Annotated in this window: 25 protein-coding genes and 1 pseudogene; 15 read left to right on the top strand and 11 right to left on the bottom strand. The window is 51.9% G+C overall.

Going from position 1 to position 25,960, the window contains the following annotated elements; all coding sequences use genetic code 11:
• Positions 1-55 precede the first annotated feature (55 nt).
• Together NF683_RS14325 and uraH are read right to left on the bottom strand one after the other, a co-directional pair.
• The gene (locus tag NF683_RS14325; protein WP_089037685.1) at positions 56-1,255 is read right to left on the bottom strand and encodes a urate hydroxylase PuuD; all 1,200 of its coding nucleotides are present in this window, start codon (positions 1,253-1,255) and stop codon (positions 56-58) included.
• Between the two features lie 92 nt (positions 1,256-1,347).
• Positions 1,348-1,707: a hydroxyisourate hydrolase gene (gene uraH / locus NF683_RS14320; protein WP_089037684.1), complete on the bottom strand. Its 360-nt coding sequence runs from the start codon at positions 1,705-1,707 to the stop codon at positions 1,348-1,350.
• A 517-nt stretch (positions 1,708-2,224) separates the two neighbouring features.
• Between uraH and NF683_RS14315 the strand changes: the two genes are divergently transcribed.
• The 4 genes from NF683_RS14315 to NF683_RS14300 all read left to right on the top strand — a co-directional run bounded on the left by NF683_RS14315 (position 2,225) and on the right by NF683_RS14300 (position 6,922).
• Positions 2,225-3,679: a uracil-xanthine permease family protein gene (locus tag NF683_RS14315; protein ID WP_253920272.1), complete on the top strand. Its 1,455-nt coding sequence runs from the start codon at positions 2,225-2,227 to the stop codon at positions 3,677-3,679.
• A 120-nt stretch (positions 3,680-3,799) separates the two neighbouring features.
• The gene (locus NF683_RS14310) at positions 3,800-5,437 is read left to right on the top strand and encodes a methyl-accepting chemotaxis protein (protein ID WP_253920271.1); all 1,638 of its coding nucleotides are present in this window, start codon (positions 3,800-3,802) and stop codon (positions 5,435-5,437) included.
• A gap of 68 nt (positions 5,438-5,505) precedes the next feature.
• Positions 5,506-6,582: a PA0069 family radical SAM protein gene (locus NF683_RS14305; protein WP_089037681.1), complete on the top strand. Its 1,077-nt coding sequence runs from the start codon at positions 5,506-5,508 to the stop codon at positions 6,580-6,582.
• Between the two features lie 43 nt (positions 6,583-6,625).
• Positions 6,626-6,922 (top strand): winged helix-turn-helix domain-containing protein, encoded by a 297-nt coding sequence (locus NF683_RS14300; RefSeq protein ID WP_089037680.1) that lies wholly within the window; start codon positions 6,626-6,628, stop codon positions 6,920-6,922.
• 11 nt (positions 6,923-6,933) lie between these two features.
• Here the strand turns inward: NF683_RS14300 and NF683_RS14295 are convergent, their stop codons facing one another.
• Positions 6,934-7,713, bottom strand: coding sequence for a sulfite exporter TauE/SafE family protein (locus NF683_RS14295; RefSeq protein WP_198361447.1), 780 nt, complete (start codon positions 7,711-7,713; stop codon positions 6,934-6,936).
• Between the two features lie 57 nt (positions 7,714-7,770).
• Here NF683_RS14295 and NF683_RS14290 point away from each other — a divergent pair, with 57 nt between their 5' ends.
• Positions 7,771-8,655 (top strand): LysR family transcriptional regulator, encoded by an 885-nt coding sequence (locus NF683_RS14290; protein ID WP_089037679.1) that lies wholly within the window; start codon positions 7,771-7,773, stop codon positions 8,653-8,655.
• Between the two features lie 118 nt (positions 8,656-8,773).
• Here the strand turns inward: NF683_RS14290 and NF683_RS14285 are convergent, their stop codons facing one another.
• The 7 genes from NF683_RS14285 to NF683_RS14255 form a co-directional block, all read right to left on the bottom strand.
• Positions 8,774-9,655, bottom strand: a complete 882-nt coding sequence (locus NF683_RS14285) for a DUF2797 domain-containing protein (protein ID WP_089037678.1) — start codon at positions 9,653-9,655, stop codon at positions 8,774-8,776.
• Positions 9,639-9,923, bottom strand: coding sequence for a YeaC family protein (locus tag NF683_RS14280; RefSeq protein ID WP_089037677.1), 285 nt, complete (start codon positions 9,921-9,923; stop codon positions 9,639-9,641). The genes NF683_RS14285 and NF683_RS14280 overlap by 17 nt, the downstream gene beginning before the upstream one ends.
• Before the next feature lie 11 nt (positions 9,924-9,934).
• Positions 9,935-10,786 (bottom strand): rhomboid family intramembrane serine protease, encoded by an 852-nt coding sequence (locus NF683_RS14275; protein WP_089037676.1) that lies wholly within the window; start codon positions 10,784-10,786, stop codon positions 9,935-9,937.
• Positions 10,787-10,993: 207 nt separating this feature from the next.
• Positions 10,994-11,980, bottom strand: a complete 987-nt coding sequence (locus NF683_RS14270; RefSeq protein ID WP_089037675.1) for a metallophosphoesterase — start codon at positions 11,978-11,980, stop codon at positions 10,994-10,996.
• 1 nt (position 11,981) lies between these two features.
• The gene (locus tag NF683_RS14265; protein WP_089037674.1) at positions 11,982-12,962 is read right to left on the bottom strand and encodes an NAD(+) kinase; all 981 of its coding nucleotides are present in this window, start codon (positions 12,960-12,962) and stop codon (positions 11,982-11,984) included.
• A 116-nt stretch (positions 12,963-13,078) separates the two neighbouring features.
• A complete protein-coding gene (locus NF683_RS14260) occupies positions 13,079-13,948 on the bottom strand; it encodes a carboxylate/amino acid/amine transporter (protein WP_089037673.1) in 870 nt (289 codons plus the stop codon).
• Positions 13,949-14,033: 85 nt separating this feature from the next.
• Entirely contained in the window at positions 14,034-14,579 is a 546-nt protein-coding gene (locus NF683_RS14255) for a YqaE/Pmp3 family membrane protein (RefSeq protein WP_089037672.1), read from the bottom strand.
• Between the two features lie 257 nt (positions 14,580-14,836).
• On the opposite strand from NF683_RS14255, the gene NF683_RS14250 reads away from it, so the two are divergent.
• The 8 genes and pseudogenes from NF683_RS14250 (at position 14,837) to NF683_RS14220 (ending at position 23,626) form a co-directional block, all read left to right on the top strand.
• Entirely contained in the window at positions 14,837-15,244 is a 408-nt protein-coding gene (locus tag NF683_RS14250) for a CBS domain-containing protein (protein ID WP_038483124.1), read from the top strand.
• A 292-nt stretch (positions 15,245-15,536) separates the two neighbouring features.
• Positions 15,537-15,896 carry a hypothetical protein gene (locus NF683_RS14245; RefSeq protein ID WP_089037671.1) on the top strand — a complete coding sequence of 120 codons (360 nt, stop codon included), beginning with the start codon at positions 15,537-15,539 and terminating at the stop codon, positions 15,894-15,896.
• Between the two features lie 26 nt (positions 15,897-15,922).
• Positions 15,923-16,816, top strand: a complete 894-nt coding sequence (locus NF683_RS14240) for an AraC family transcriptional regulator (RefSeq protein WP_089037670.1) — start codon at positions 15,923-15,925, stop codon at positions 16,814-16,816.
• Positions 16,817-17,064: 248 nt separating this feature from the next.
• Positions 17,065-17,223: a hypothetical protein gene (locus tag NF683_RS14235; protein WP_157697980.1), complete on the top strand. Its 159-nt coding sequence runs from the start codon at positions 17,065-17,067 to the stop codon at positions 17,221-17,223.
• Positions 17,196-17,297, top strand: a pseudogene (locus NF683_RS21440) (1-pyrroline-5-carboxylate dehydrogenase); the annotation flags it as partial. The gene NF683_RS14235 and the pseudogene NF683_RS21440, both read left to right, overlap by 28 nt.
• A gap of 46 nt (positions 17,298-17,343) precedes the next feature.
• Complete coding sequence (putA, locus tag NF683_RS14230; protein ID WP_089037669.1) at positions 17,344-21,009, top strand: bifunctional proline dehydrogenase/L-glutamate gamma-semialdehyde dehydrogenase PutA; 3,666 nt, start codon at positions 17,344-17,346, stop codon at positions 21,007-21,009.
• Positions 21,010-21,246: 237 nt separating this feature from the next.
• Complete coding sequence (putP, locus tag NF683_RS14225) at positions 21,247-22,737, top strand: sodium/proline symporter PutP (protein ID WP_089037668.1); 1,491 nt, start codon at positions 21,247-21,249, stop codon at positions 22,735-22,737.
• A 262-nt stretch (positions 22,738-22,999) separates the two neighbouring features.
• Entirely contained in the window at positions 23,000-23,626 is a 627-nt protein-coding gene (locus tag NF683_RS14220) for an OmpW/AlkL family protein (RefSeq protein WP_089037667.1), read from the top strand.
• A 127-nt stretch (positions 23,627-23,753) separates the two neighbouring features.
• On the opposite strand, the gene NF683_RS14215 is transcribed toward NF683_RS14220, so the two are convergent.
• Positions 23,754-24,086, bottom strand: coding sequence for a YqcC family protein (locus NF683_RS14215; RefSeq protein WP_089037666.1), 333 nt, complete (start codon positions 24,084-24,086; stop codon positions 23,754-23,756).
• 285 nt (positions 24,087-24,371) lie between these two features.
• On the opposite strand from NF683_RS14215, the gene NF683_RS14210 reads away from it, so the two are divergent.
• Positions 24,372-25,421: a DUF3549 family protein gene (locus tag NF683_RS14210; RefSeq protein WP_089037665.1), complete on the top strand. Its 1,050-nt coding sequence runs from the start codon at positions 24,372-24,374 to the stop codon at positions 25,419-25,421.
• Between the two features lie 69 nt (positions 25,422-25,490).
• On the top strand, positions 25,491-25,931 hold the full coding sequence (locus NF683_RS14205) for an ATP-dependent zinc protease family protein (RefSeq protein ID WP_009724956.1): 441 nt from the start codon (positions 25,491-25,493) through the stop codon (positions 25,929-25,931).
• Positions 25,932-25,960 lie beyond the last annotated feature (29 nt).

Raw genomic sequence — 25,960 nt, 5'->3', positions numbered from 1 at the left:
TCACCTCTAGAGTGCTAGAAAGTGCTAGCTGCTGACGTCACAACGAGCGAGCTAGTTACTCAGACCACTCTCCAATCAAGGCGCGCTCTTCATCTGTCATATTGGTCATGTTGCCAAGGGGCATGTATCCACTGGCCACGACTTGCTGAATGCTCTCTTTGTGATGCAAAATTTGCTCAAGGTTATCGTAGGCAAAGCCCGCAGGAGGAGCAGAAAAACCAGGCTGTGTTGGTGACTGGGCATGGCACGCAATGCAGCGCTGCTCAATAACCGCCTGCACGTCAGTTATATCTGGCCCACTCTCTGCACCAGCATTAGCTTGTTGGTTAGCTGGCATCCCTATCCAAAACGCCACCATAATCAAGAGGACACCTGCCGCAGGATAACCAGGCCGTATTTTGCCAGCATGCATCAACACGAAATACTGACGAATTAATGCACCCGCAAAAATCAGCAATGCCATGATGACCCATGCATAGGCGTGAGAGTATGCAAAGGAGTAGTGGTTACTGATCATTAATAAGACAACGGGTAACGTAAAGTACGTATTGTGTACCGAGCGTTGCTTGCCACGTTTGCCGTCTAACGGATTTGGCGTTTCGCCAGCTTTCATCGCCTTAACAATGCGGCGCTGCCCTGGAATGATCCAGAAGAACACGTTGGCAGACATCGCCGTTGCCATAACAGCCCCGGTCAATAGAAATGCGGCACGACCTGAGAACATGTGAGTACTCAGATACGCGACGACCACCATCATGATCGCAACACCAATACTTAATAGGCCATCGCGCTCCATGTTGGGGCTGATGCGCTTACACATTTCGTTATAGACCACCCACCCCATCAGCAAGAAGGCCAGCGCCAAAACGTTGGCCTGCCAGCCGGTCATATTGGCAGCCCACTCCCAACTACTATTGGGATTAACCAAATAAAAGCCAGGATTAAACATGTACAAAATGATGAATAAAGCGAAGCCAGATAACCAAGTGGTATAAGCCTTCCAGAAAGACCAGTGGAGGTCATCAGGCAGCTTTTCCGGGCTGGTGGCATATTTCTGATTGTGATAGAAGCCGCCACCGTGCACGGCCCACATCTCACCAAACACGCCTTTTTTGCGGCAGTTTTCATCTTTGGGGGATTTTAAGCCGTTATCTAGCATGACAAAGTAGATAGACTCACCAATCCAGGCAATCGCGGCAATAACGTGTAGCCAGCGAAGCATAAAATTAGAAAAATCAATTAAGTAGGACAGCATGTCGGCTTCCTCGCCTCATTTGTTTGTTGTTAGTCGGCAGCATTAGGTTTTTTATCAGGGCTATTTTTATCGGGACTATTGATTAAGTCTCTTTAGCTGCCGCGATACGTTGAGTAGGCATAGGGCGATAGCAGCAATGGCACGTGATAGTGCTGTGTGGCGTCATTGACCCCGAAGCGAAGCGGTATCACGTTTAAGAAGGCAGGCTCGTTATCCGCAACTCGGCCAGCCCGACTGGCGAAGTAATCGCCTGCATGAAACGCCAACTCGTACTCCCCTTCTTGTAGCTCGTCGCCATCTAATATGGGATGGTCACAGCGGCCATCATCATTGGTGGTTACCGTTTTGAGGAAGCTGCGTTCGCCGTTAACGACACGATACAGATCAATTTTGACGCCCTCGCCTGGGCAGCCTTGCGCGGTATCTAGAACATGAGTTGTCACGTAACCCATTGGTTTCTCCGATATTTTATTAATGTAATTAGAGCCATTACCATGTCTTTTCCCTATGCATTGCTAACAATAAGCAGCTCAACAGCGGGTGAGACACGTCACAGCCCAAAACCCAATGACTACATTTCTATATAAAAAATCGACACATTTCAAAGAATTTTTGTATACATTTTCATTAAGAAGCGTTGTTCACCCTGTCCAGCGCCAAAATTTTGACGCCACCTTAGCTGCTCAGGTTTTCTTTCCTAGACGACAACTAGGCATCTAAACATAAGCCTCTCCCTGGCAGAGATATTTAAAAATAAATTAAAAATCAAAAACTTGAACAAAAAACATGATAGACGTAGCTGAGAAACCAGCACGCTATTTTTCGTATCAAGAAGCGCTATTAGCCAAATAGATGAGCATAAACAGGGCGAAATTATTTATTTTCAGCAGATTTTTTGTGTACAGTATTAACTTTAAAAATGAACAATAATTTCAAATCATTGAATACAACAACAAAGGAGAGTCCCTCATGAGTGACGCCACATCCTCGTCGGAAGAGCGAGCGCGAATAGATGGAAAGAGCACCTCCCTCTTTGATTTTTATGGAAAACCTAAATTTCTAAAGGTACTGCCACTTTCTCTGCAGCACCTACTCGCCATGATTGCTGGGGTGATAACACCGCCTATTATCGTTGCAGGGGTTGTCGGCGCGAGCGTTGAAGAAAAGCTTCTACTTATTCAGATTGCTGTGCTGGCATCAGGTGTCTGCACCGTGTTCCATCTATACGGTGTGTGGAAATTCGGTGCGCGCTTACCTGCCATTTTTGGTGTTGGCTTTGCCTACGTGCCCACGCTTGTTGCAGTTGGCGCTCAGTATGGGATTGAGGGCATACTCGGCGCCCAGTTGATTGGCGGTATGACCATGGTCGTGGTGGGCTACTTCATCCAATATATTCGCCATTTGTTCCCCCCTGTCGTGGCAGGAACAGTGGTATTGGTGATCGGTCTGTCGCTATATGACATCGCTATCCGCTATATGGCGGGCAGTGGAAACGTTAATGCTGCCAATTTTGGTGATCCAATTAATTGGATAGTCGCTGTCGTTACGTTGCTCACTGTTTTAATTGCTGCCCAATTTGGTAAAGGGGTGATTAAGCTCTCTGCCATTATTGTGGGCATTGTGGTGGGCTATTTACTCTCCCTATCGCTGGGCCTGGTTAGTTTCGACAACGTAGCCAATGCATCCTGGGTAGCCGTTCCTAAACTAATGCCGTTTGAGATGGAGTTTCACACCGCGGCCATTGCTTCGATGGTCGTCATTTGTGTTATCAACTCCGTACAAACTATTGGGGATTTATCTGCCACAACCGTTGGCGGTATGAACCGTGAGCTAAAAACAAAAGAGCTTACCGGCGGCCTGCTTGGCAATGGTTTAACCACTACCATCAGCTCTTTCTTCGGTGCCCTGCCCACGTCCACGTTCAGCCAGAATGTTGGCATCGTAGCTATGACCAAGGTAATTAGCCGATACGTACTGGCGCTGGCAGGTATTTTTATGATTCTGGCGGGTCTCAGTCCGAAATTCGGCGCAATGATCACGACGATTCCTTACCCCGTTTTAGGTGGTGCAACAATTACCGTGTTTGGCATGATTACCATGACTGGCATTCAGTTGTTGGTTAAAGATGAGATGTCTGCACGCAATATGACCATCGTCGGCCTTTCCTTAGCACTAAGCTTAGGTATCGCTGCAGAGCCATCCGCTATTGAGCAGTTTCCTGCGGTATTAAGAGACTTGATTGGTGGTGCCCCCATCGTTGTGGCCGCTATTACGGCTTTCACGCTGAATATTGTCCTACCCAAAAAATCTCTTTCAGATGAGGCTAAGGAGAGAGAAAAAATTGCTAACGAAGATAAAGACACGAAGGACGAAGCCAATAACCAAGGTGATAACCTTAGTCAACGTAGCGTTCATGCCGAATAATGATGTGTTAATTAGCAACAAGACCATCATTTAAAACATGTACGACGCTTTAGAACTGCCGCTAGCCGGCAGTTCTATTTCTCTATGCAGAACATAATAATGAGACTAATGGAGTGACACATGCACCGCTTAAACAATCTAACAATGAGAATGAGCTGGTCACTCGTTTTATTCTCTTTTCTGACATTACTGCTACTGCTGAGTGGCACCGGCCTCTACGCGGTCAATCATAGTCAGGAAAGCATCGAGCAATTTACCAACGTCAACGTCAATCAACAATCGACACTGAACAGAACCAATTCATCGATACAAAATGTACGTTTACAAATGGGCCGCCTGTACGAAGAGCTGCTAGAGGCGCCCCCTTCTCTTACTGCCGTTGAAAGACGCCAACGAGCTGATGAAATGCGTAATCTGCTTGAAAGCGCAGACAACGTGTTCGCTGAATTTCTTTCTTTATCATTCAACCCGTCTCATGAGCACTTCATTCGTGAAATAGAGAGTAGCTTCAATAGCATGATGAGTCACCAGCTACTTCCTCAACTTGACTCACTTTATCAAGGGGAAACTGCTGGTTACCAACGCCTGCGCAATGGTACCCATGATGCCTATGACACTTTTTATCAAGATGCCGTTAATTTTTTTCATACGGTAGAAGACGAAGGTAATAAGCGTTTGGATAACTTCTCTTCAGTGGTCAACTTAGCTAATTCAACTATTGTCAGTGTATTCATCATCGCGTTAATCATCACTGCCATTGTCTACTGGGGCGTAAGCGTCAACTTAATTAGCCCAATGCAACGCATCAACGAGCACTTTCAATATATTGCTAAAGGTGACCTTTCTAGAGAAATTGAAGTGCATGGCCGAAATGAAATCGGCATTCTCTTCAACTCACTACGCAACATGCAAAAAGATTTGTTGGAAACGGTGGCAACCGTGCGTCATAGCAGTGAAGAGGTTTTTGCAGGCGCACGGGGAATTGCGTTAGGCAACCAAGATCTCGCCTCGCGAACCGAGCGTCAGTCCGCGTCATTAACACAAACTGCCTCCAGTATTGAAGAGATGACGGCCACCATGGAACGCAACAGTGACAACGCAGCGCAAGCTAGCCGCGTTGCTCAAGAAGCTGCGCATAATGCACAGCAAGGTGGTGATGTCGTGACTCATGTGGTTAGTACAATGCATGAGATACGTCATAGCTCGCAACAGATTACCGACATTATTGGCTTAATTGACTCAATCGCTTTTCAGACCAATATTTTAGCGCTCAATGCATCAGTTGAAGCAGCCCGAGCAGGTGAACATGGTCGAGGATTTGCCGTGGTAGCCAGTGAAGTTCGCCTGCTGGCAACACGCAGTGCGGATGCCGCAGCGGATATCCGCCAATTGATTGCAACGTCAGTAAGCCAGGTAGAAGCAGGCACTCAACAAGCGGATTTAGCCAGTGAGTCAATGGCCGCCATTATGGAATCCGTTAAGCGTGTTACCACTTTAATGGATGAGATCGCAGTCGCTAGCGAGGAGCAACGTGTTGGCATCAACGAAGTCAATAGTGCTGTTGGCGAAATGGAGCAGACGACTCAGCAGAATGCCGCCATGGTGGAGCAAGCCAGCACCTCCGCCACTCAGTTAGAGCATGAGGCTGAACGGTTAACCGAGGTTGTGCTTAGGTTTAAACTCAACGCCAGCAGTGAAAACACTCAATCACATGCTCAGCTGACTTCGCTACCTCATCAAGCCGTACCTTGCACATAGAGCCAAACGCCATATACTGTATATATAAACATATATGGCAACTCTAGTCCGTGCAGAGGTGGCAACTAATGGCTTCTTCCCCTTCCAGCGCTACCGTGTATAAAGGGCGTGGTGCGACCTACGACCCGCATAACCGCTTTTCGCCAACTTGCAGCGTGGTAGAGGATGATGGCTGGTGGCATGAAGAGGCCACTACTTCGCTTGCAACGGAGATACGCGAGGAACCCAGCAAGAGCGCGCTTTCCTGGAACCAATCGCCGGACTTGCCTTTTGACCGCTCACTCAACCCTTTTCGCGGCTGCGAGCATGGCTGTATTTACTGCTACGCTCGCCCTTCCCACGCCTACTGGGATTTATCACCGGGGCTCGATTTTGAAACTAAATTAATCGCCCGCACAGGCTTAGTTGAGCACTTAGCAGACGAGCTTAGCCACCCCCATTATGTCTGTCGTCCTATCAACCTTTCCGGCAACACCGACTGTTATCAGCCACTGGAAGCGAAATACCAAACAACACGTCGTTTATTAGAGCTGCTACTGGCATGCAGGCATCCGGTCACCCTGGTGACTAAAAGCACGCTAATACTGCGGGATTTAGACCTGCTAGCAGAAATGGCCGAGCATCGGTTAGTGCGGGTGTTTGTTAGCCTGACAAGCCTGGATGCCAACCTAAAGCGTACCTTGGAACCCCGGGCGGCCTCGCCTCAGGCACGCTTAAAAGTGATCCGCGAGCTCAACACCGTAGGCATTCCAGTCGGTACGCTGGTCTCACCGATTATTCCTGGCCTTACTGACCACGAAATTGAACGCATTCTAGAAGCGGCCAGCCGGGCTGGCGCGCGCACAGCAACGTGGATGCTGCTGCGCCTGCCCTATGAAGTCGCACCAATGTTTGAAGCCTGGTTACAAGCCCACTACCCCGAGCGAGCCGCTAAGGTAATGAGCCTGATTCGCCAATGCCGAAGCGGCAAAAACTACGATGCACAATTTGGTAAACGCTTCCGTGGTGAAGGTGTCTTTGCCGACTTGATCGCCCAGCGCTTTAATCGCGCCAGCCGCCAGTGGAACATGCAGCCACGCACCGAACAGGGCCTGAACACCCACGACTTTCGACCACCACGGGCGCAAGGCGATTTATTCATTTAAGCTAAGCCTTTTGATGTAGTAGCTTCCCGCAAAAGGAAACCCAATGACATCGCTTAGCAAGACCAAATCAAGTTTTTACCGCCGCTTGTATGTCGCGCATTTAATTGAGCAAGGCGTCGCAAGCGTACCAGCGTTAATCGAGGCCACCGGTATGCCTCGTCGAACCGCGCAAGACACTATCGCCTCACTTGCGGAGCTAGATATCGAGTGCGTATTCGAGAAAGGCGAAGGTGAGCGCCATAATATTGGCCACTACCAGATACGTGACTGGGGGGCGATAGATCCCCGCTGGGTTGCTGCTCATGCGGAACGGCTAAAGGTGGCACTTGGCTATTGCTGACGCACAAGTACTTAGCGAAAGGGTCGTGACATCAGGTCTACGGCCAACAGCGACAACGTTAGCAAAAACCAGCAACGAAACTGCACTGTCGATATACGGCTTCTAATCAAGCTCCCCAACCACATACCGGCTAATGCAGGGAGTACCGCGTACAGCGAAAGCGTCAGGTGCACGGTTTCCAAAGAGTGTTGCACCGCTAGGCTGCTGAGTAGCGCCAGGGTAGAAACCGTAAACGAGAGTCCCAATGCTTGGATCAGTTCATTCCTTTCTATCCCAAGTGCCTGCAAATAAGGCACAGCTGGAAGTACAAACACACCTGTTGCCCCTGTAATCCATCCAGTCAAAAGGCCGATAATGGGTGACAACCAGGACTCATACTTGGGCAGAATATTAATCACAGGCGCCCAAAAAGAGTATATGGAATAGAGCATTAAGGCGCTTCCCAGACTAAACGCTGCCCAATCTGCGTCAAGCTGGCTCAATAGCGGCGCACCCAAAAAGGCACCAACGGGAATACCAAGCATCATGCTAAAAAAGCGGCTTAGAACGTGCCAGTGATAACCGCCCTTCAAAAACTGCCAAATGTTGGTAATTAACGAGGGCACTATCAATAATGCAGCGGCAACAACGGGAGAGTAAAGCGCCCCCAGCAGAGCCATCGCAACGGTAGGCAACCCCATTCCGGTTACCCCTTTGACCAAGCCTGCCAGCAGGAATGCGCCCAACAACCAAATTAGCGTAGCAATATCGTTTGTCATGGCGACATTGAAGCGCGGCTGGAACCCCGCCACAATCAGGTATTTTCCTCTCAGGCTTCGGCTCAGCCTTAGGGTGAAATAGGAGCTTTTATGCGCTTGGATTTATCAGACCTTCATCTTTTTCTGTGCATTGTTGAAGCAGGTAGCATCACTCAAGGGGCCATGAATGCTCACCTAGCCTTGGGTTCTGCCAGTGAACGCCTGCGCCGTATTGAGACCGATGTTGAAGTCAAACTGCTTGAACGCCACCCCCGCGGTGTTATGCCAACAGAAGCCGGAGAAGCCCTAGCTCACCACGCTCGGCAAATGTTGCTGCAGCATAAAAAAATGCGCGGTGAACTTAAGGCGTTTGCTAAGGGGCTGTCAGGAACGCTTAGACTGCATGCCAATACTGCTGCACTTGCCTCGTTTTTACCTGGCAAGCTCGCGCCCTGGTTACAAGCCCACCCTTCGCTGCATATGGACGTTAAGGAGCGAACCAGCCTAGCGATCATTCAATCAATCCAGGCCGGCATTATTGAGGGGGGGATCATCACCGATGTGGTTAACGCAGAGGACTTAAAACGCGACGTTCTGGTGCCTGACCATTTAGTCGTTGTAGTGGCCAAGGGGCATCCACTATCTAACCAATCATGGATTAGCTTTCACGAAGTTGTCGGACTGCCAATGGTTGGATTGAGCGAGGAAAGTGCGCTGCAAGCTCAAATCGAAGAGCAGGCTCGCCAGCTTGGGGCTTCATTAACACTACGGATACGCATGAAAGGATTTGGTGAGCTGTGCAATTTGGTAGCCCACCAAGTAGGCATCGCCATTATTCCTAAAGGCATTGCGCAACAATGGCTACAGCGTTACGACCTTAGCGTTGTGAATCTAAACGACCCGTGGGCCAAACGGCAACTGTGCTTGTGCTACCGCGATGAAGCATCACTGTCACCGGCTATGCAAAGCCTGTTTACTCATTTACGGCTTCCCTAAGCATTGAACGAGAACTACCTTCCGTTTAACTATCCGGCTCTGACCATGCTAATCGTGCGGCGTTAAGCGTCACGCTGAGCGAGCTTATTGCCATGGCGAGTACTAGCATTAAGGATGGCTAGTTAAGCGGTGACGACGAGACGGCGATTTCGTAACCGGTGAATTTACGCAGGTTAATAACCCCGGTATCAAAAATCAGGTACTGCCCTTTTACACCTTGAAGAGTACCTTCAATCAGCGGTTGCTTATCAAAATTATGGGACGTCACCTTACTTGGGAAAGTCGCTACGGGATAATGAAAGTCCAGTGGCGTTTCATCCAGCGTACGAATGGCATCCGCACCGTGCACGTCACGTAACTGCCCTAACCCATCGGCTAACAGGTTAAAAAGACGGTCACGCTCTGCGCACAAATCCAATGGCTTCACCTCGCCTTTAAGCATGGCACGCCAGTTAGTTCGGTCGGCCACCTGCTCTTTAAAGAGCATTTCGACAAAACCAGACTGTTGCCGGGTATTTACCTCAAGAATGGGCAGCGCCTGTATGGCCCCTTGGTCCAACCAGCGAGTTGGCATTTGCGTTTTGCGAGTGATACCTACCTTCAAACCGGATGAGTTCGCTAAGTAGACAATGTGTGGCTGGAAGCAATGTTTTTCGCCCCACTCGGGGTCCCGGCAGGTGCCCTGATGATAGTGGCAAGTCTCGGGTTTCATGATGCATGTATCACACTGGGCTAAACGCTTAAAGCAGGGGTAACAGTAGCCTTGAGCAAAACTTTTTTTGGTTGCACGTCCACAGTGGGTGCAAGCAATCGCGCCACTCCAGGCAAGTCGCATCGGTGAGCCGATACGCTCATTGAGTGGTATTCGATGGTCGCCCGCACGAAGGTGATACACCACCCGATCACCTTGGCGGCTGGGTAAGTCAGCCGCCATTTTTTGCAAACATCCTTGCACCGGGGATGCTACCGAGGCAAACAGATCATCAGTCACGCGTGGCATCCCGGGCAAGGCCTGCCATTTCAGGGGAAACACCGGCACCGGTCGCGCTAGCACCACAGGTACGCTGCTCCAGATAGCCGACACGGCTCTCTTCAGGAACGTTATTCTCCACCTCAAAACGCATTACCGCTTCCAGGCACAACTCGGTCTGTTCTGGCGTCAAATACCGGCCATCGGGCCATTTGCGCAACGCCACTGCCTGCTTAAGGCTTTCATAAATAGCGGGCGTCATTTGGTTAATCATTTTATCGAAGGTCATGTCACTCATCGTAGGCACCTTTAATGTTTGCTTCGTTTGGATGAATAATACCAGCCTGTGACCAGCCCCACGAGCAGCCCGCCCAAGTGCGCTTCATTCGCGACGTTGCCAAAGCCCACGCTACCGGCAATATCGGTCATGGTGAACACCAACCAGCCCAGCATGAAGACGACTAGCATCTGGGGGACGAAAAATCCGCTTTGCGGGGCACGATAGGACATCAGCCACACATGAGCCAGCAAGGCGTAAACAACACCAGACATACCGCCAAACAGCACGGTGCCAGTGACATATTGCGCAATGTTAGCGCCAATACCGGCAATCAGAAGCAGTAACAGCATGGTACGACTACCCTGAAGCTGCTCGATTTGACGCCCGAAGTACCATACCCACATCAGGTTGAAGATCAAATGCATCCAGCCAAAGTGTAAAAACGCAGGCGACAGTAAGCGCCATACTTGGCCAGACATTATTGTGTCACTAAGGTTGCCATATACGAGCTGCCCACCTGAAACGCCCACCGGCACGATGGTGAGCCCTACAATTAGTAAGTCGCCAAATACCCCTGTTAAGGCAAAAATAAATAGGCTAATACCAATCATCAGCGCTGTAACCGGCACTTGGCGCAGCATCGGCACCAAGCGATTCATCCCGCTTCGGTGACGGGGTCGAACAGTCGTCGTAATCAGAGGCTCACCTCGCTCCCAGCGGCTCACCAACGATCTCATTTCATCATGCTGGCGCGGGTCGGCAACCCATAGCAGCTGGCCATCTGCTTCATCGGTAATGCGGTGACCAATGCGGTAGTGCCATAGCGCTTTACGCAGCTCTTTGGTGTCCGCGCCCGTGGGTAAAAGCATTACTGGATGCATGGCAGGTTCCTTTCAACCAATAAGAATCGGCGTAACGTCACGCCGCGTCACCAACGGATAGACGAAAAAAATCCGGCGGAGGGGGCCGCCGGATCAAAAAGCAAGGGATCATTCAAGGGAACACTTACTCTGATAACCGACAACACCGTTAGTTCAGCTATTTTGAAAAAAATATGTAACCGAGTGTAAAGATTAACAATATCGCTATTAATCAAAATCTATTTCCCACGGTTTAGGCAGTGCACGCTCCTCTTTTGGCACCTGTATCCACACAAAATGATCAGCATTGAGCCGCGCTTCTCCGCTCCAGCGATAAGCCACTAAACGGCCAAATTTCACCGCACTATAATCCAAGCAGGCAATGTTGTGTGCTGGTAAGGCGGGAATACCCTCGCACCAGTAATGGCCGATAAATAAAGGGGGCTGTTCAGGGCCGTAATAACTAAGGCGCTGACGTTCAGTATCGGTCAGCGTTCTGGTCTCTAGGTCACCAGGAAGGTTATCTGGCTGAAATACCACGTCCCCCCACTGCTGCGGGTTCGCTGACCAAAAGTGCGCACGAAAACTCTGCCTAGTAAAGCCATCGCCTGAGTGTATCGCAATGCCTTTTGGTAACGGTATATGAGGCCCACGGGTTAGGCGATCAAGTATACGAAAGGCTTGTGTTGAGGGGTCAGTGGACTCAACCAGAAAGTGGTTGTCCATGCAGGCGTTGGGCGCACGCTGTTTAAGCTGTCGAATCAATTCGTCATCCCAGCAGGCATGCACCACACGAATCCCATCCAGCTCCAGGCAGAGTGGAATCGTCTTAAACCACGCCAAGGTGTCTTCCCACTCGTTTGTATAATCGCGGTACTGAGCCAGCGTGTCTTCAATAATACGGTTATGGCGCGGCGTATGTTCGCGCAGCCAGCGCTTGTTGCTACCAGGGGGCGCAGGGTGCGTATAGGCCAGAGCATTGTATTCATGGTTACCCATAACAATATACGCTTCGCCCTCTTCAACCATCCTGCGTGCGATAGTAACCGCTAGACGAATACGCGGACCACGATCAATTAAATCACCTAAAAAGATCACTTTTCGGCGTGGGTGACGATACACCCCACCCCGCTGATGATAGCCAAGCCGTTCTAATAACGCTGCCAATGTTGCACCACAGCCATGTACATCCCCGATTAAATCGTAGCCCTCCATATTAATCCCCTAGCCGATGGCTCCAGCCGAGTTTACTGCGCAACACTTCATAGAAGTTATGCCCAATAGGATGCACGAGCTGAACTCGTTGCGGTTTTCGTTGAATAACGAGCACATCGTCAGGTTTAGCCACGGCACGGGTTTGTCCGTCGCAGCTGATATGGGGATAGGTCTGATTGGTTTCACCAATGTGAACACGGATTTCACTGGCAGCGTCAATCACAATAGGACGACTCGACAGCGTATGGGGGAACATAGGCACCAAGGTCACCACATCCAGCTTGGGGTGCATGATTGGCCCGCCGCCAGAAAGTGCATAGGCGGTTGAACCAGTGGGCGTGGCAATAATTAAGCCGTCACTACGTTGGCTATACACAAACTGCCCGTCAATAAACAGTTCGAACTCAATCATGCGCACCGCTTTACCTGGATGAACCACCACTTCATTGAGCGCAACACCGCTCCCCACCGCTTTACCGTTTCGGTACAACACGGCATCTAGCAAGAAACGCTCTTCAACTTCATACTCTCCCGCCAGCACTTCGCCAACCCGACTTTCCAGCTCATCAGGGGAAATATCCGTTAAAAAGCCTAACCGCCCCCGGTTCACGCCTAACATCAACGTACCGCTAAGGCATAGCGTGCGGGCAGCCCCGAGAAGGCTACCATCTCCCCCCACAACGATGACCAAATCGCACAGTTCCCCCAACATGCGGCGGCTGGCTTCAGGCAGTCCATGGTTCGGTAGCACCGTTGCGGTCCGGTCTTCAATCAGAACTTTATAATCGTGGGCAACGAGATAGCTGACCAACCGCTTAAGCGAATCGACCACTTTGTCACTGCCTAAACGACCGATTAAGCCGATTGTTTTAAAGGAGGTCGCTTTAAAGGACGTCGCTTTTTTAAGGGGCGCTTCTGCTAAAGGCTGCGTGCGTTCGGCCTGGCTCAAGGGTGCTAAACCTGACGATGGGGTGTTAGACATGGACAACTCTCGCTGGCATCAGCCCACATTATGGAGAGTATGAGGGTGTCGAGCAAATTGCCCAGCGTAACGCGAAACCGCTGGTTACTCTGGGCAAAAACAATAGCTTGAATTAGTTAGACCGGTATAGCGCGACGACGCTGCAGCCACCAGTGATTTAACCACAGCGAAGCGGCCATGATAGCGGCGCCCAATAGTAGCTTGCCTATATCTGCATCCCGGTTCCAAATCACCAGATTAACCACCAAACCAGCGGGCACCAGCGCATTGTTCATTATCGCCAGCGTTCCTGCATCGACCTTGGTGGCTCCTTGGTTCCAAGCGAAATAACCCACGCCAGAAGCGACTAGCCCAAGCCATGCCAACACACTCCACTGCACCGGTGTACTGGGCAGCGCTGCGGTATTACCAAACAGCAAAAAGGCCGGGAGTGCCACTAGCATTGCGCCGATAAAGAACCAGCCAAAAACGTTATGCCACGCCAAGGTGGGCGGCAAATCGGCTGCGAGACGACGATAGCCAACCTGACCTAACGCAAAACAGAGATTAGCCCCCTGCACTACCAAAAAGCCCATCCAGAACCCACTATCAATACCATCGTAACGAATGACGCCTGCCCCGATCACCGCCAATAGTGCGGTCACTAGATAAATAGGCGTGAAGCGCTTAAACATTAGGTCATCTAGAAGTGCAATATAAACCGGCGTGAAAATCGTGAATAACAGAACCTCAGGAACCGATAGCAGTAAAAACGAGTGATAGAAGAAGGTGTACATGACACCTAGCTGCACCGCACCCAGCGCCATTAACGCTAAACGCTGTTTTCCACGCAGCAAGCTGGGCCGTAAAAATGGCAGGAACACCAGCATGGCGAGCGTTACCCGTACAAGCACCGCAAAGTAGCTGTCTACTTGGCCTGCCAGATATACACCAATCAACGAGAATGAGAACGCCCACAGCGCCGTCACGCCAACAAGGTAGCCCATAGTAAACCCCACCAAAAAGAAAAGTTGACAGGGATTATACGCGCTTCACAACAACTGCCAATGGGCTAGACGAAGAATCGCTAGCTTAGTGCTTTTTTAACCATATAAACGCATGCACTACGCCAGGAAGCCAGCCCAACAACGTCAATACAACACTAAGAGCAACACGTTTTGCCCCGCCCTCTGTTAACCCAACGGCCAAAGGCGGTAGCAAAACGGCTAACGCGCGGTAGGCAAACAGAACCGATGTCGGTTGAGGCGATGCTGGCGCTGCTTCAGAAGCAATAGGTGATTGGGTTTGATGCTTAAGCGCACTATCAGCCTCATTTGTTTGCACGGTAGGCGTAAAGTGCTCTACCGCCGCTTGCGCTTGTTTAGCTTGCTGCTTCTCTTTAGCTAGTGCTTTTTGGTGAGCCTCTTTATCAATTTTCTGCTCTAACGTTTCCGCGCCGTCTGCCAAATCATCGTGATGGCGCTCCCAGTCTTCCCAATCATGTGGTGTACCGGATTTTGGACGCTGGCTACCTGCCCCACGAGCTCTCTCCCACGCTTTTTCTTCTAATGTGTTGGGCCGTTCAGGGTCTCTTTCTATGCCAACGCCTTTGCGATTGAGGTATTCACGTGCGTCCATACTGACTCCTTGCAGCTTCTGGAATGAAGCAAAGCGTTGAATGTATCAATAATAAGGACAACGCAGGGTGAGTTAAATCTTCTACATTAATAGAATTATAAGTCTCGTGGCTCATGGCTCTTATGACTCATAGGTCTTGTGACTCATAGCTCTCGTGACTCATGGTTCTTGTGATTCATGGCTTTCATGCCGCAAGCGGTTATTGCTCTACTCTCTCTAAGAGTGAAACTGCGCGTATTACGTCAAGGAGTGTCAAGATGAATAATAGAACCCCCGATACCGTACGCGATGTCATGTCACGGGACTGCTACCGCGTCACTGGCCAAACCTCTATCACCAACTTAGCTCAAGGTTTGGCATTGCATCGCTTACCAGGCGCTCCAGTGGTAGATGCGTCTGATCGGTTGATTGGTTTTATATCCGAACAGGACGTGATGGGTCGCGTATTGGACAGCATCTACCACGATGATGAAGCGCCGCTGGTACGTGAGTTAATGCGCCAAGACGTGCTCACCACAACGCCCAATAAAAGTATCACCGACTTAGCACAGGAAATGCTCGGAGCAAAACCAAAGGTTTATCCCGTTGTGGAGCAGCAACGTTTAGTGGGGATTGTCACGCGCCGCGACATCTTAATGGCGCTGCTAACGATTCGTCGACACTAACTATCGCCATACTACCTATCGCCGTACTATCTATTGCCGTACTACATCAGAAAACGACCGATTGATAAGCAAAAAAAACCGCTGCTTGATAAGCAGCGGAAGCAAGGGATCGAAAACAATAGCCAGAACAACACTATTAACGACTGCTATCGCGATGTTGCCTGTACACACTCTGACACCTTGTAGGGGAAAAGTTCGCAAAACTGCAAAATTTTCGTCTTAACGAGCAGCAGGCGTATACTGTCGTGCATTGTTAAACGAATGCTGATACTGATTTTGCAGGGAGTGTAGTATGGCGCTGTACTTATTAGTGTTTGGCGTCTGTTTGCTGGTAATAGGTGGCGTGCTGGTAATATTAATGACCGTAGGTACGCCACGCTACCGCACTGAGCCTAACGACCTGATCAATTTGTTCGACAAAGCGCTGGAAAGCAGCATCAGCGAAACGGAGTGGAATGCCATCATTGGCTACCCCATTCGCCACGATGAGTACCTGGATAATGTCCGCCGTCGTGCATCACATTTAATGGACATCCACGGGCGCCATTGGCAAATTGCTCGAAGCAAACCGTTACTTAACCAAGAGGGTTACGCGGAACTGAAAGCATTACGTGATCATTTAGCGGCACACACAGCGCTGCGCCAGCAGTAATAGGCCAGTCGTGTCGAGGAGACCCCATGCCGAGTACTATTCGTCAAATCCCTTTAGAAAGTGCCACAAAGCATCACTCCCACGATTTTCACCAAATCGTCATTACGCTGTGCGGCTCTTCAGAATTTGAAATCGAAGGCCTCGGCGGCCGGGTAAACGCATTTTCAGGCTGCATTGTTCCCGCGAATCACGAACACTTCTATTCAGGTAATGGCTACAATCGTCAACTGATACTGGATCTGCCTGAAGATGCGCCTGCTTTAACGGGCGAACACCGCGAGTTGGTAGCACTGTTTGATGCACCGCGTTTTTTTGCACTCGACAACCCATTGCGCCACTACCTTGCTTTCGTAGAAAGCGAGCTCGCCCAAGGATTTGACACATCGGCAATGTCTTTTCAGCAAGACCGGCTTGCTGCCACGCTGTTAGGTTCATTAAAGGCTCGTCTGGGCGCATCAGAGAGCGCATCACAACGGCGGCTCAATCTTGATCAAATCGATCGATTTATTCGCCACCACTTGGCCGATGAGCTGAGAGTCGCTGATTTAGCAAAATTGGCTTGCCTTAGTGAGGCACACTTTTCTGAACGCTTTCGCGTCCAAACGGGCCTGTCCCCTTGGCAGTATGTACGACGCCAACGCCTACACGCAGCTCGGCAGCTTGTATTACAAAGCCGTCTACCACTCACTGACATAGCCATTCAAACAGGCTTTGCCAATCAAAGCGCTCTTTCGCATGCTTTTCGGCGTAGTTACGGCTTGTCTCCCCGCCAGCTACGCCAAGGAGTAGGCGTAACCAATACGCCGCTCGATTCGGCTACCCACTTAGCGCCGTCTTCAACATCCGGTGCAACCTCGTTAGCATCTTCCGCGCCCTCTTCAGGAGCAAGCGTCAAGACTGGTGCACTCTCATTTCGCTAGTGATGAAGCAGTTAGCTTGGGCACATAACACGCTATTTTGCGTGCTGGCAGCCGTTTAGAGACTAAACTAAAGTCTTAAAAAGCGTTTCTTGCCGAGAATTTGACACGTTTTGCCATGAAAACGACATACACCTAATGGCAGCTCGCTCTACATTCGACCGTTATCTTGGGCGCAGTGCCCTACCATCGCTTTATTTCGGTTATTTGATTCAGCTTTTCGCTTTCTGTTTAGACTTATGGGGGCCTCAATGCTCAATGCCAAGAAAATGCGTGACCCTGCCATCTGGCAAACTGATCTTGATACGCTTATGGAGTGTATCAGTGATCATTATCTTGTCGATGAGGATGCCTTCGTCAGTGAATCAAGGCTCTCAACGCTGGCCCACACTACCTACAGCGTTTTGTGACTGAAAAAACAATCACCAACAGCACTGCCGCGCTGGGTGGTAACGCGTCGTTTCTGGCGCTTGGCGATAAGTGAACAGCTCAGCAATGCTGACGTGTCGACTTGCAAGGAGAACCCCATCATGAACAAAACTAATCTTAATTTGCATAGCGACGTGAGTGATCTTCGCTCACGCATCCGCAGCAACTATGACGCCGATGAAACAGCGGTGCTGCATGAGCTGATCGAACGCATCAAGCTGTCAGAGGATGACCGACGTAAAGTTGCTGCCGCCGGTGCCAACTACGTGGAGCGTGTGCGCAAAGAGAGGTCTCCCTCGATGATGGAGGCGTTCCTCGCTGAGTACGGCCTTTCCACCACCGAGGGCGTCGGCCTGATGTGCTTGGCAGAAGCCCTGCTGCGCGTGCCTGATGCGGAAACCATCGACGACCTGATCCACGATAAAATCGAGCCGTCCGACTGGGGCGCGCACCTGGGAAAATCGTCCTCATCGATGGTTAATGCCTCGACCTGGGCGCTGTTGCTAACCGGTAAAGTACTGGAAGAAGATCCCAAGGGCCCAACCCGGGCGCTACGTGGCCTAGTACGCCGCATGGGCGAGCCGGTAGTGCGTAAGGCCGTTGGTCAGTCGATGAAGATTCTCGGCCGCCAATTCGTACTCGGCCAGACCATCGAAGAAGGCATGAAGAATGCCCGCGAGCTTGAGAAACAGGGCTACACCTACTCTTACGACATGCTTGGCGAGGCGGCTCGCACAGATGAGGATGCCGTCCGCTACCACGAGGCTTATGCCAAGGCGATCACCGCAATCGCCGAACAGGCCAAGGGCGATGTACGTGGCAGTCCCGGTATCTCGGTAAAACTATCAGCCCTGCATCCGCGTTATGAGTACACCCACCGTGACACGGTAATGGCAGAGCTCGTACCCCGTGCGTTGGAACTGGTAAAACAAGCGGCCAAAGCCAATATCGGTTTCAATATCGATGCAGAAGAGCAGGATCGACTGGATCTGTCACTCGACGTGATCGAGGCACTGATGTCCGACCCCAGCCTCGATGGGTGGGACGGCTTCGGGGTCGTTGTACAAGCCTACGGGCGCCGCGCCGCGCCGGTGATAGAGACACTTTACGAACTTGCCGAGCGGTTCGGCCGCAAGATCATGGTGCGTTTGGTCAAGGGCGCCTACTGGGATTCCGAAATCAAGCTCTCCCAGGAGATGGGCGTTAAAACCTTCCCGGTCTTCACCCGCAAGGTCAATACCGATGTCAGCTACATGGCCTGCGCCCAGATGCTGCTCGACCGGCGCGACCGCATCTATCCACAGTTCGCCACACACAACGCCCATACCTGCGCCGCCGTAGTGGCCATGGCAGGCGATGACAAGGACAGCTACGAGTTTCAGCGCCTGCACGGCATGGGCGAATCGCTGCACCACATCGTTAAGGAGGCTGAGGGCACGCACTGCCGCATCTACGCCCCGGTCGGCGCTCACCGCGACCTGCTGGCCTACTTGGTACGTCGCCTACTAGAGAATGGCGCGAACTCCTCGTTCGTCAACCAGGTGGTGGATAGCTCGATTCCCCCGAGCGAAGTATCAAGAGATCCAGTGGAAGGGTTTAAACAGCTTGGCGACGCCATCTCAAGCCCGTTGATTCGCCAGCCCGGTGAGCTGTTTGCGCCAGATCGCAAGAACTCCAAGGGTTATCGTATCAACGAACCCGCCTCGATCCTGCCGCTGCTTAATGCGCGGGAAACCTTTGCTGACAAGACCTGGACAGCAGGCCCCATGCTAGTGGGAAATCCTGCCCCCCAAGGTCCGGCTCGCGATGCAGTCTCTCCCGCCGACAGCTCGCGTATTATCGGCAAGGTGCATGAGGCCACCCCTGAAGAGGTAGCCGCCGCTCTCGACGCTGCAGAGGAAGGTTTTCGTGAGTGGTCAGCACGTCCTGTGGCCGAGCGTGCCGAAGTGCTCCGTCGTACCGCGGATCTCTATGAAGAACATATCGCTGAGCTGACCGTGATCACCACCCGCGAAGCCGGCAAGATGATGTTTGATGGCATCGCTGAAGTGCGCGAAGCGGTGGATTTCCTACGCTACTACGCCAATGAGGGTGAGCGGCTGGAAGCGGAAGAACCCGGTAGCGCCCGCGGCATCTTCGTCTGCATCAGCCCTTGGAACTTCCCACTGGCCATCACCACCGGGCAGATCGCCGCAGCCTTGGTGGCTGGCAACGCGGTACTTGCCAAGCCCGCCGAGCAAACACCGCTGATCGCCGCCCGCGCCGTCGAATTGATGCGTGAGGCAGGCCTTCCAGAAGCAGCACTTCAACTGCTGCCTGGCGATGGGCCCACGGTGGGCGGCCCGCTGACTAGCGATCCACGTATCGCTGGTGTCTGTTTCACTGGCTCAACCCCCGTAGCACAGATTATCCACAAAGCCCTGGCGCAGAATGCAGGGCCCGATGCGATACTGGTTGCCGAAACCGGCGGCCTCAACTCGATGATTGTGGACTCTACGGCGCTGACCGAGCAGGCAGTCCGCGATATCTTAATCTCCTCCTTCCAATCGGCTGGGCAGCGTTGTTCAGCGCTACGCATGCTGTATGTGCAGGAAGAGGCGCGCGACCGGTTACTCAACATGCTTTATGGCGCCATGGACTCGCTCACCATCGGCGATCCTTGGAATACTGACACCGACGTATCACCAGTGATCGACGCCGATGCCCAAGCCGAGATAAGCGACTACGTAGCAGCGCACGAGAAGACAGGTAAGGTGTTGAAGAAACTGTCCGCACCGGAAACTGGCACCTTCGTCACCCCCGCGGTCATTGAGGTGGGGGGCATTGCGGATCTCGAACGCGAGATATTCGGCCCAGTTCTACACGTAGCTACTTTCAAGGCGCGAGACATCGACAACGTGGTCGACGACATCAATGGCAAAGGCTACGGATTGACCTTTGGCCTACATACCCGCATCGATGATCGTGTGCAGCAAATCGTCGAGCGCATCCATGTCGGCAACGTTTATGTTAACCGCAACCAAATCGGCGCCATTGTCGGCTCCCAACCATTTGGGGGCGAAGGCCTTTCGGGCACCGGGCCCAAGGCTGGCGGCCCGCTCTATGTCACGCGCTTCCGCCGCACTGCCACCGCCGAGCGCCACGAGGCTCCGGAGGGCAAGACCCTCTCACTCAGCGACCTCCAATCGGCCTTAGATGGGCTGGATGCGCGGAACTGGGCGGTACGACCTAATCGGATCGAGGTACTCCGCAAGGCACTCTCCGGTAAAGGCGGCGTGATCCGCAAGGCCCTTAACGAGACAGCGGCCCTCGACATGACACCGCAGACGCTTCCAGGACCCACAGGGGAAAGCAACCGCTTGGCGATGTATCCAAAAGGCGCTGTTCTGTGCCTTGGACCAACGCTGGATATCGCCGCTGCCCAAGCAGTACAGGCGCTTGGCGCGGGCTGTACGGCAGTAGTGATTGCACCAGGCGCAGCTCAAGCCGTCCAGCCGCTGGTCGACGCAGGCGCCCCCGTGATTGGGCTCGACGGTAGCATCACAGCAGATACACTAAGCGAGGTCCAAGGGATTGCCGCCGTCGCCGCGGCTGGCAAAAGTGATTGGACGCATGAACTGCGGATAGCACTCGCTAAGCGCGACGGTGCCATCGTGCCGCTCGAGACTCAGACCATTTCACCAGATCGCTACGTGGTGGAACGTCATCTGTGCATCGATACGACCGCAGCGGGTGGCAACGCCAGCTTGCTGGCAACGGCTGAATAGGCCCGCTGGCTTTGTCGGCGCCATGCTTCTCAACTAAACTTAGACGACAATAACCTCGTGTTGCCGGGAAGTGGCCAGTACAGGCGCTTCCCTAGCAAGGAATATCGAGGACCAAGCGGTAGCGCCTTGCTACACGAATAAGAAGCGGAGTTAAACATGCGTGCTACTAGCGGTTCTGCACGGCAAGCGCGCTAACCTGTCGGAGCTAGCTCCGTCCTGACAAATTGGAGAACTTTCATGGCTATCGGTGTTTGGATTAGTCTTTTTGCCTACTTTGCGCTCATGATCGCCATCGGCATTTATGCCATGCGCAAAGCGACATCTTCATCAGAAGATTACATGCTGGGGGGACGTGGCCTCAGTCCACAAGTAGCAGCTCTATCGGCTGGCGCTTCGGACATGAGCGGCTGGTTGCTGCTGGGGTTGCCCGGCGCAATGTTTGTTTCCGGCTTGGGATCCGCCTGGATCGGCATTGGCCTTCTGGTGGGTGCGTTCTTCAACTGGACCCTGGTCGCCCCCCGACTGCGTGAACAGACGGTTCACTACGGTAATGCGATTACCATTCCAGCCTTTTTGGCAAACCGATTTCCGACACGTGCGCTTTCACTGCGCACGGTGTCTGCTATCGTTATCGTCATCTTTTTCGCGGTTTACACGGCATCAGGTCTAGTCGCTGGGGGCAAACTGTTTGAAAGCGCGTTTGCCGGTATTTTTAACATCGGCGGCATGAGCGACTACGCTATAGGCATCCTCATTACACTTGGCGTGGTACTTGTCTACACCGTTGTTGGCGGCTTCCTGGCCGTGAGTATGACCGACTTCGTGCAAGGCTGCATCATGATGCTGGCGCTAGTAATCATGCCTGCAGTGGTGCTATTTGGCGAAGGCGGCGGCGGGTTCTCCCAAGCATCACAGACGCTAAATGAAGTCGACCCCACCCTGCTATCCTGGACGTCAGGGCTGACCTTTATTGGCTGGCTCTCTGCGGTTACCTGGGGACTGGGGTACTTCGGTCAACCACACATCATTGTGCGCTTTATGGCCATTCGGACGCTGAAAGATGTGCCTACTGCCCGTAATATCGGCATGAGCTGGATGCTTATTTCCCTGATTGGCGCGGTCTCTCTAGGTCTGTTTGGCCGGGCTTATGCAGTCCGCAACGGCATGGATATCGAGGATCCAGAAACGATCTTCATCATTCTGGCGAACCTGCTATTCCACCCGCTGGTCACCGGCTTCCTCTATGCGGCACTGCTTGCTGCGATTATGAGCACCATTTCCAGCCAATTGTTAGTATCGTCGTCTTCATTGACCGAAGACTTCTATCGCCTGTTCCTAAGAAAGGAAGCAACCGATAAAGAGTGCGTAAAGGTCGGTCGAATCTGTGTCGTACTGGTTGGTCTGGTGGCCGCTGTGATTGCATCAAATCCGGACTCGCAAGTTCTTGGGCTCGTAAGTAATGCCTGGGCTGGCTTTGGCGCAGCATTTGGCCCGCTGATCATTCTGTCGCTAATGTGGTCTCGCACGAACGGAGCTGGCGCCATTGCAGGCATGGTAGTGGGTGCTGCTACCGTCATGATTTGGATTGCATTAGGCTGGAACGGAGAATTTATGGGTGGCCCCGGCGTGTACGAGATCATCCCCGGCTTCATCGCTGCCTTTATTGCCATCTTGGTGGTTAGTAGCATAACTGCCGATGCGGGTGAATATCAGCATATTGATCGCTAGACGAGCGTCAATGACACACTCAGCTTAATTAAAAATTAGCTGATTATTGAGGCCTTCCCATGCCACGGGAAGGCCTCTTTCACTTCTGACAGCCTCTTTTAAAAGCCCATTATTTAGCGGCGGAGCTCCACTCTTTGCCCCAGGTCAATAACCTGCCCTCCTCTACCCGATACACTCTTTGCATGGTTCGCGATCATGTCGAACAACGGTTCATGTTAACCACTCACTGCAAAGACTCACATTAATGGTCAGGAGCAATGCTATGCGCCATAACTCTCTTTCAACACTGCTCACCACTGGACTTGCAGCAGCCACATTGATGGCAAGCGGCCAAGTTTTAGCTTACGGCGCTGGCGATTTCTTTACTCGCGTGGGTGTTGCCAAAGTGGAGCCAAAAAGCGACAACGGTTCATTAGCCGGAGGCGCGTTCGCGGTTGATGTTCAGGATAAAACCGATTTCGCATTTACCCTGGGCTACCGCTTCCACGACAAAATGGGCATCGAATTACTGGCAGCCCTGCCGTTTGAGCACGATATCGCCCTGAACGGTGATAATCTTGCCTCTACCAAGCACCTTCCACCAACTCTAACGCTCCAGTACTACCCGCTAGGTGGCACTGATGCGCGCGTACAGCCTTATGTCGGCGCAGGTATTAACTACACCTTTTTCTCTGATGAAGAGCTAGCCATAGGCGAACTGGAGCTGGACGACTCCTGGGGTGCCGCTGCTCAAGTGGGTATCGATTTGCTTATCGATGAAAACTGGGCACTTAACGCAGCAGCGTGGTATATCGACATCGATACTGACGCGACCGTTAACGGTGCCGCTGCAGGCACGGTAGAGATTGATCCCTTAGTGGTTATGGCAGGCTTAAGCTATCGCTTCTAACACCGCTAAGGCTGTGCTAGCCGCATAATCGCATGAAAAATGCCCAGTCCCGCTGCTTGCGGCGCTGGGCATTGTCTTTGCCGATACCCTCATAAAACTAGGCTTCAGCTTCTCGTATTAGTGCGACCTAGTTTTCGGTAACTAGCTGATCTATCTTTTCAACGGCTCGAACAACCAGTAGCTGGTCACTGGCACGAACTTTTTCCTGCATTAGATATGCAGCCACTGCCGGCGCTACATCGCACTTGGCAGGCATAGCGGCCTGGGCATCAATCAGTGCATTTAATCGAGCGATAAAAACAAATCGAATCCACTGAGGCAGCGACATCGTGTCGATACAGAAGGGTTGCTGACTATTAAATGCTGAAATATCAGGCGTTGGCATACGCCATAAGTTAGCGGCCTTCATAGTGGCTTCAAGCTCAAGAAGCGCGGTTTGAAGCTGTTGATGGACGCTCATAAGCACCTTTTCCATTTGAATCAGTAAAGCTTTATTATCCCAGCACTGTGGGTAAGTTGCCAACCGTCTGACAGAGTTTGTGTCTTATTCACAGATTCACAGAAAACCTGCAAGAGGCTGTGGATAAACTATGGAAAGATGTCGCTACTGTTACTCTCATGCGGGTTACACCATGTTGTGCAATTTTTAACCATTTTGATAATAAAGCACGGATTAATCAGCGTTTGCGGCTGACAGTGACACATCAGCAAGGTAGAGTGCAGGCTTGAAATGCGGAAGGATGTCATGCAACCAATCCAGACACTTGATGAGTTTTTTACCCGTAGCGGCGCAGACGTTTCCCTTTACCATATGGGACGACGAGTAACAGACTGCCCACGAGAAACGCTGCGAGCATTTGAAAACGGCGAGATAGCCTGGCCGGAACCCTGGCAGCAGCAGGCACGCCTTGGCGTAGTATTTCGTATGGGTGACATGCCTGAGCCAGCCATCTGGTTTTTGGCGCTGCCGCTAGACGAACAGGGCAAGCTCTCCCCTGCCCAACGAGACGGTTTTATTAATCGCTTGCTCGAAACCCTTGGGCGAAATGCTGCGCAGCTAGAAAATAAGCTAGGCCAGGCAGAAACTACTGACGTGGATCATCTAATGAAGGATAATCCGCTCGCTTTTTCGCCTGATATTACTTTTCAAGCAATGCTTAATGCTCAGGCCAGTTATGCATTAGAGCTTGCCGCTAGCCAACACTTAGAGCCTGTCGAGGCCTATCTTAGCGGCCAGCAGACTATTGACTGGCAAGCACTGGGGTTACAAGGCATCGCTGATTATGTGGTACGCCTCGACTTATCCACATCAGAAGCGCTAGCGCTGCGCCTTCCCCAGTTGCCCACTAGTGTCGCTCACTCGCTGTGCTATTGCCTGGAGCATAGGCCTCTTGCAGAGCCGCTGGTCAGTGCATTACGGGCGCGTGGAGAGCAGGCAGCCATTGATGGTGACGTAGAAACCCTGTGCGCCTGCGTTCGCGCCGTGGGCTGTACTCCGTCAGTTAGTGTCGGCAAATGGTACTCAAGCCTGTTAAATGACCCTGTTGCTTGCGGCCCAGACATTATCGCAGCCATTGCTGGCCGCGGGTGGCTACTGTTAGAAGACGCTGAACGTTTACCGTTGCTTTTGCAGCGTTTAGCAGAAGACAAACGCACTAATTTTAATGCAGTCGTACGTGACCTTGCACTGGTACCCAAACTTCGCCTTTTGGTTATGCTGACACTACGCGACGCGCCACCTGACTCCGCGATTCAGCTAAGGCTAAGTGCGTTGATTAACCAAGCTAGAAGCTAGCTATTTATTTATGAGACGCTAGATCGACTCATTTCTTGATGACAAACCTTCATTTGCCAGGAGTATGCCGTGAAGGAATTACCCTATCAGGCCAAAGCAGTCATCGGCCGCCGTGAAATGGTGACGTTACCTGAATTAGGGCTTCACCTTTGCTGCAAAGCCGATACTGGCGCGCGCACCTCTGCTTTGCATGCCGAAGAGATTGACACTCATGAAGATGAGGATGGGCAGCTGTGGGTAAGTTTTATTACCCATAGCGGTGGCCCGCAAACGCCTGCCCACCGCTACCAGCTCCACTTGCACGACCGGCGGCGCGTTACCAGCTCTAATGGGCACAGCGAGTGGCGTTATGTGATTCGCACCCCGATGCAATTGGGTGAACTAAATTTTCCGGTTGAACTAACCCTGACTGACCGTAGCAATATGCGCCATCCCATGCTGCTTGGGCGCCGCGCTATGCGACGCTTGCTTATAGCCCCTGGGGCTGCATTTTTGCACGGCGAGCCTTAAACTAACTTATTAGCCATATTTTTTGGCCC

The sequence above is a fragment of the Halomonas sp. MS1 genome (genome assembly GCF_024182575.1).
Lineage (GTDB): Bacteria > Pseudomonadota > Gammaproteobacteria > Pseudomonadales > Halomonadaceae > Vreelandella.
Note: the sequence above shows the minus strand (reverse complement) of the source record. Positions and strands in the feature narration are given on the sequence as shown.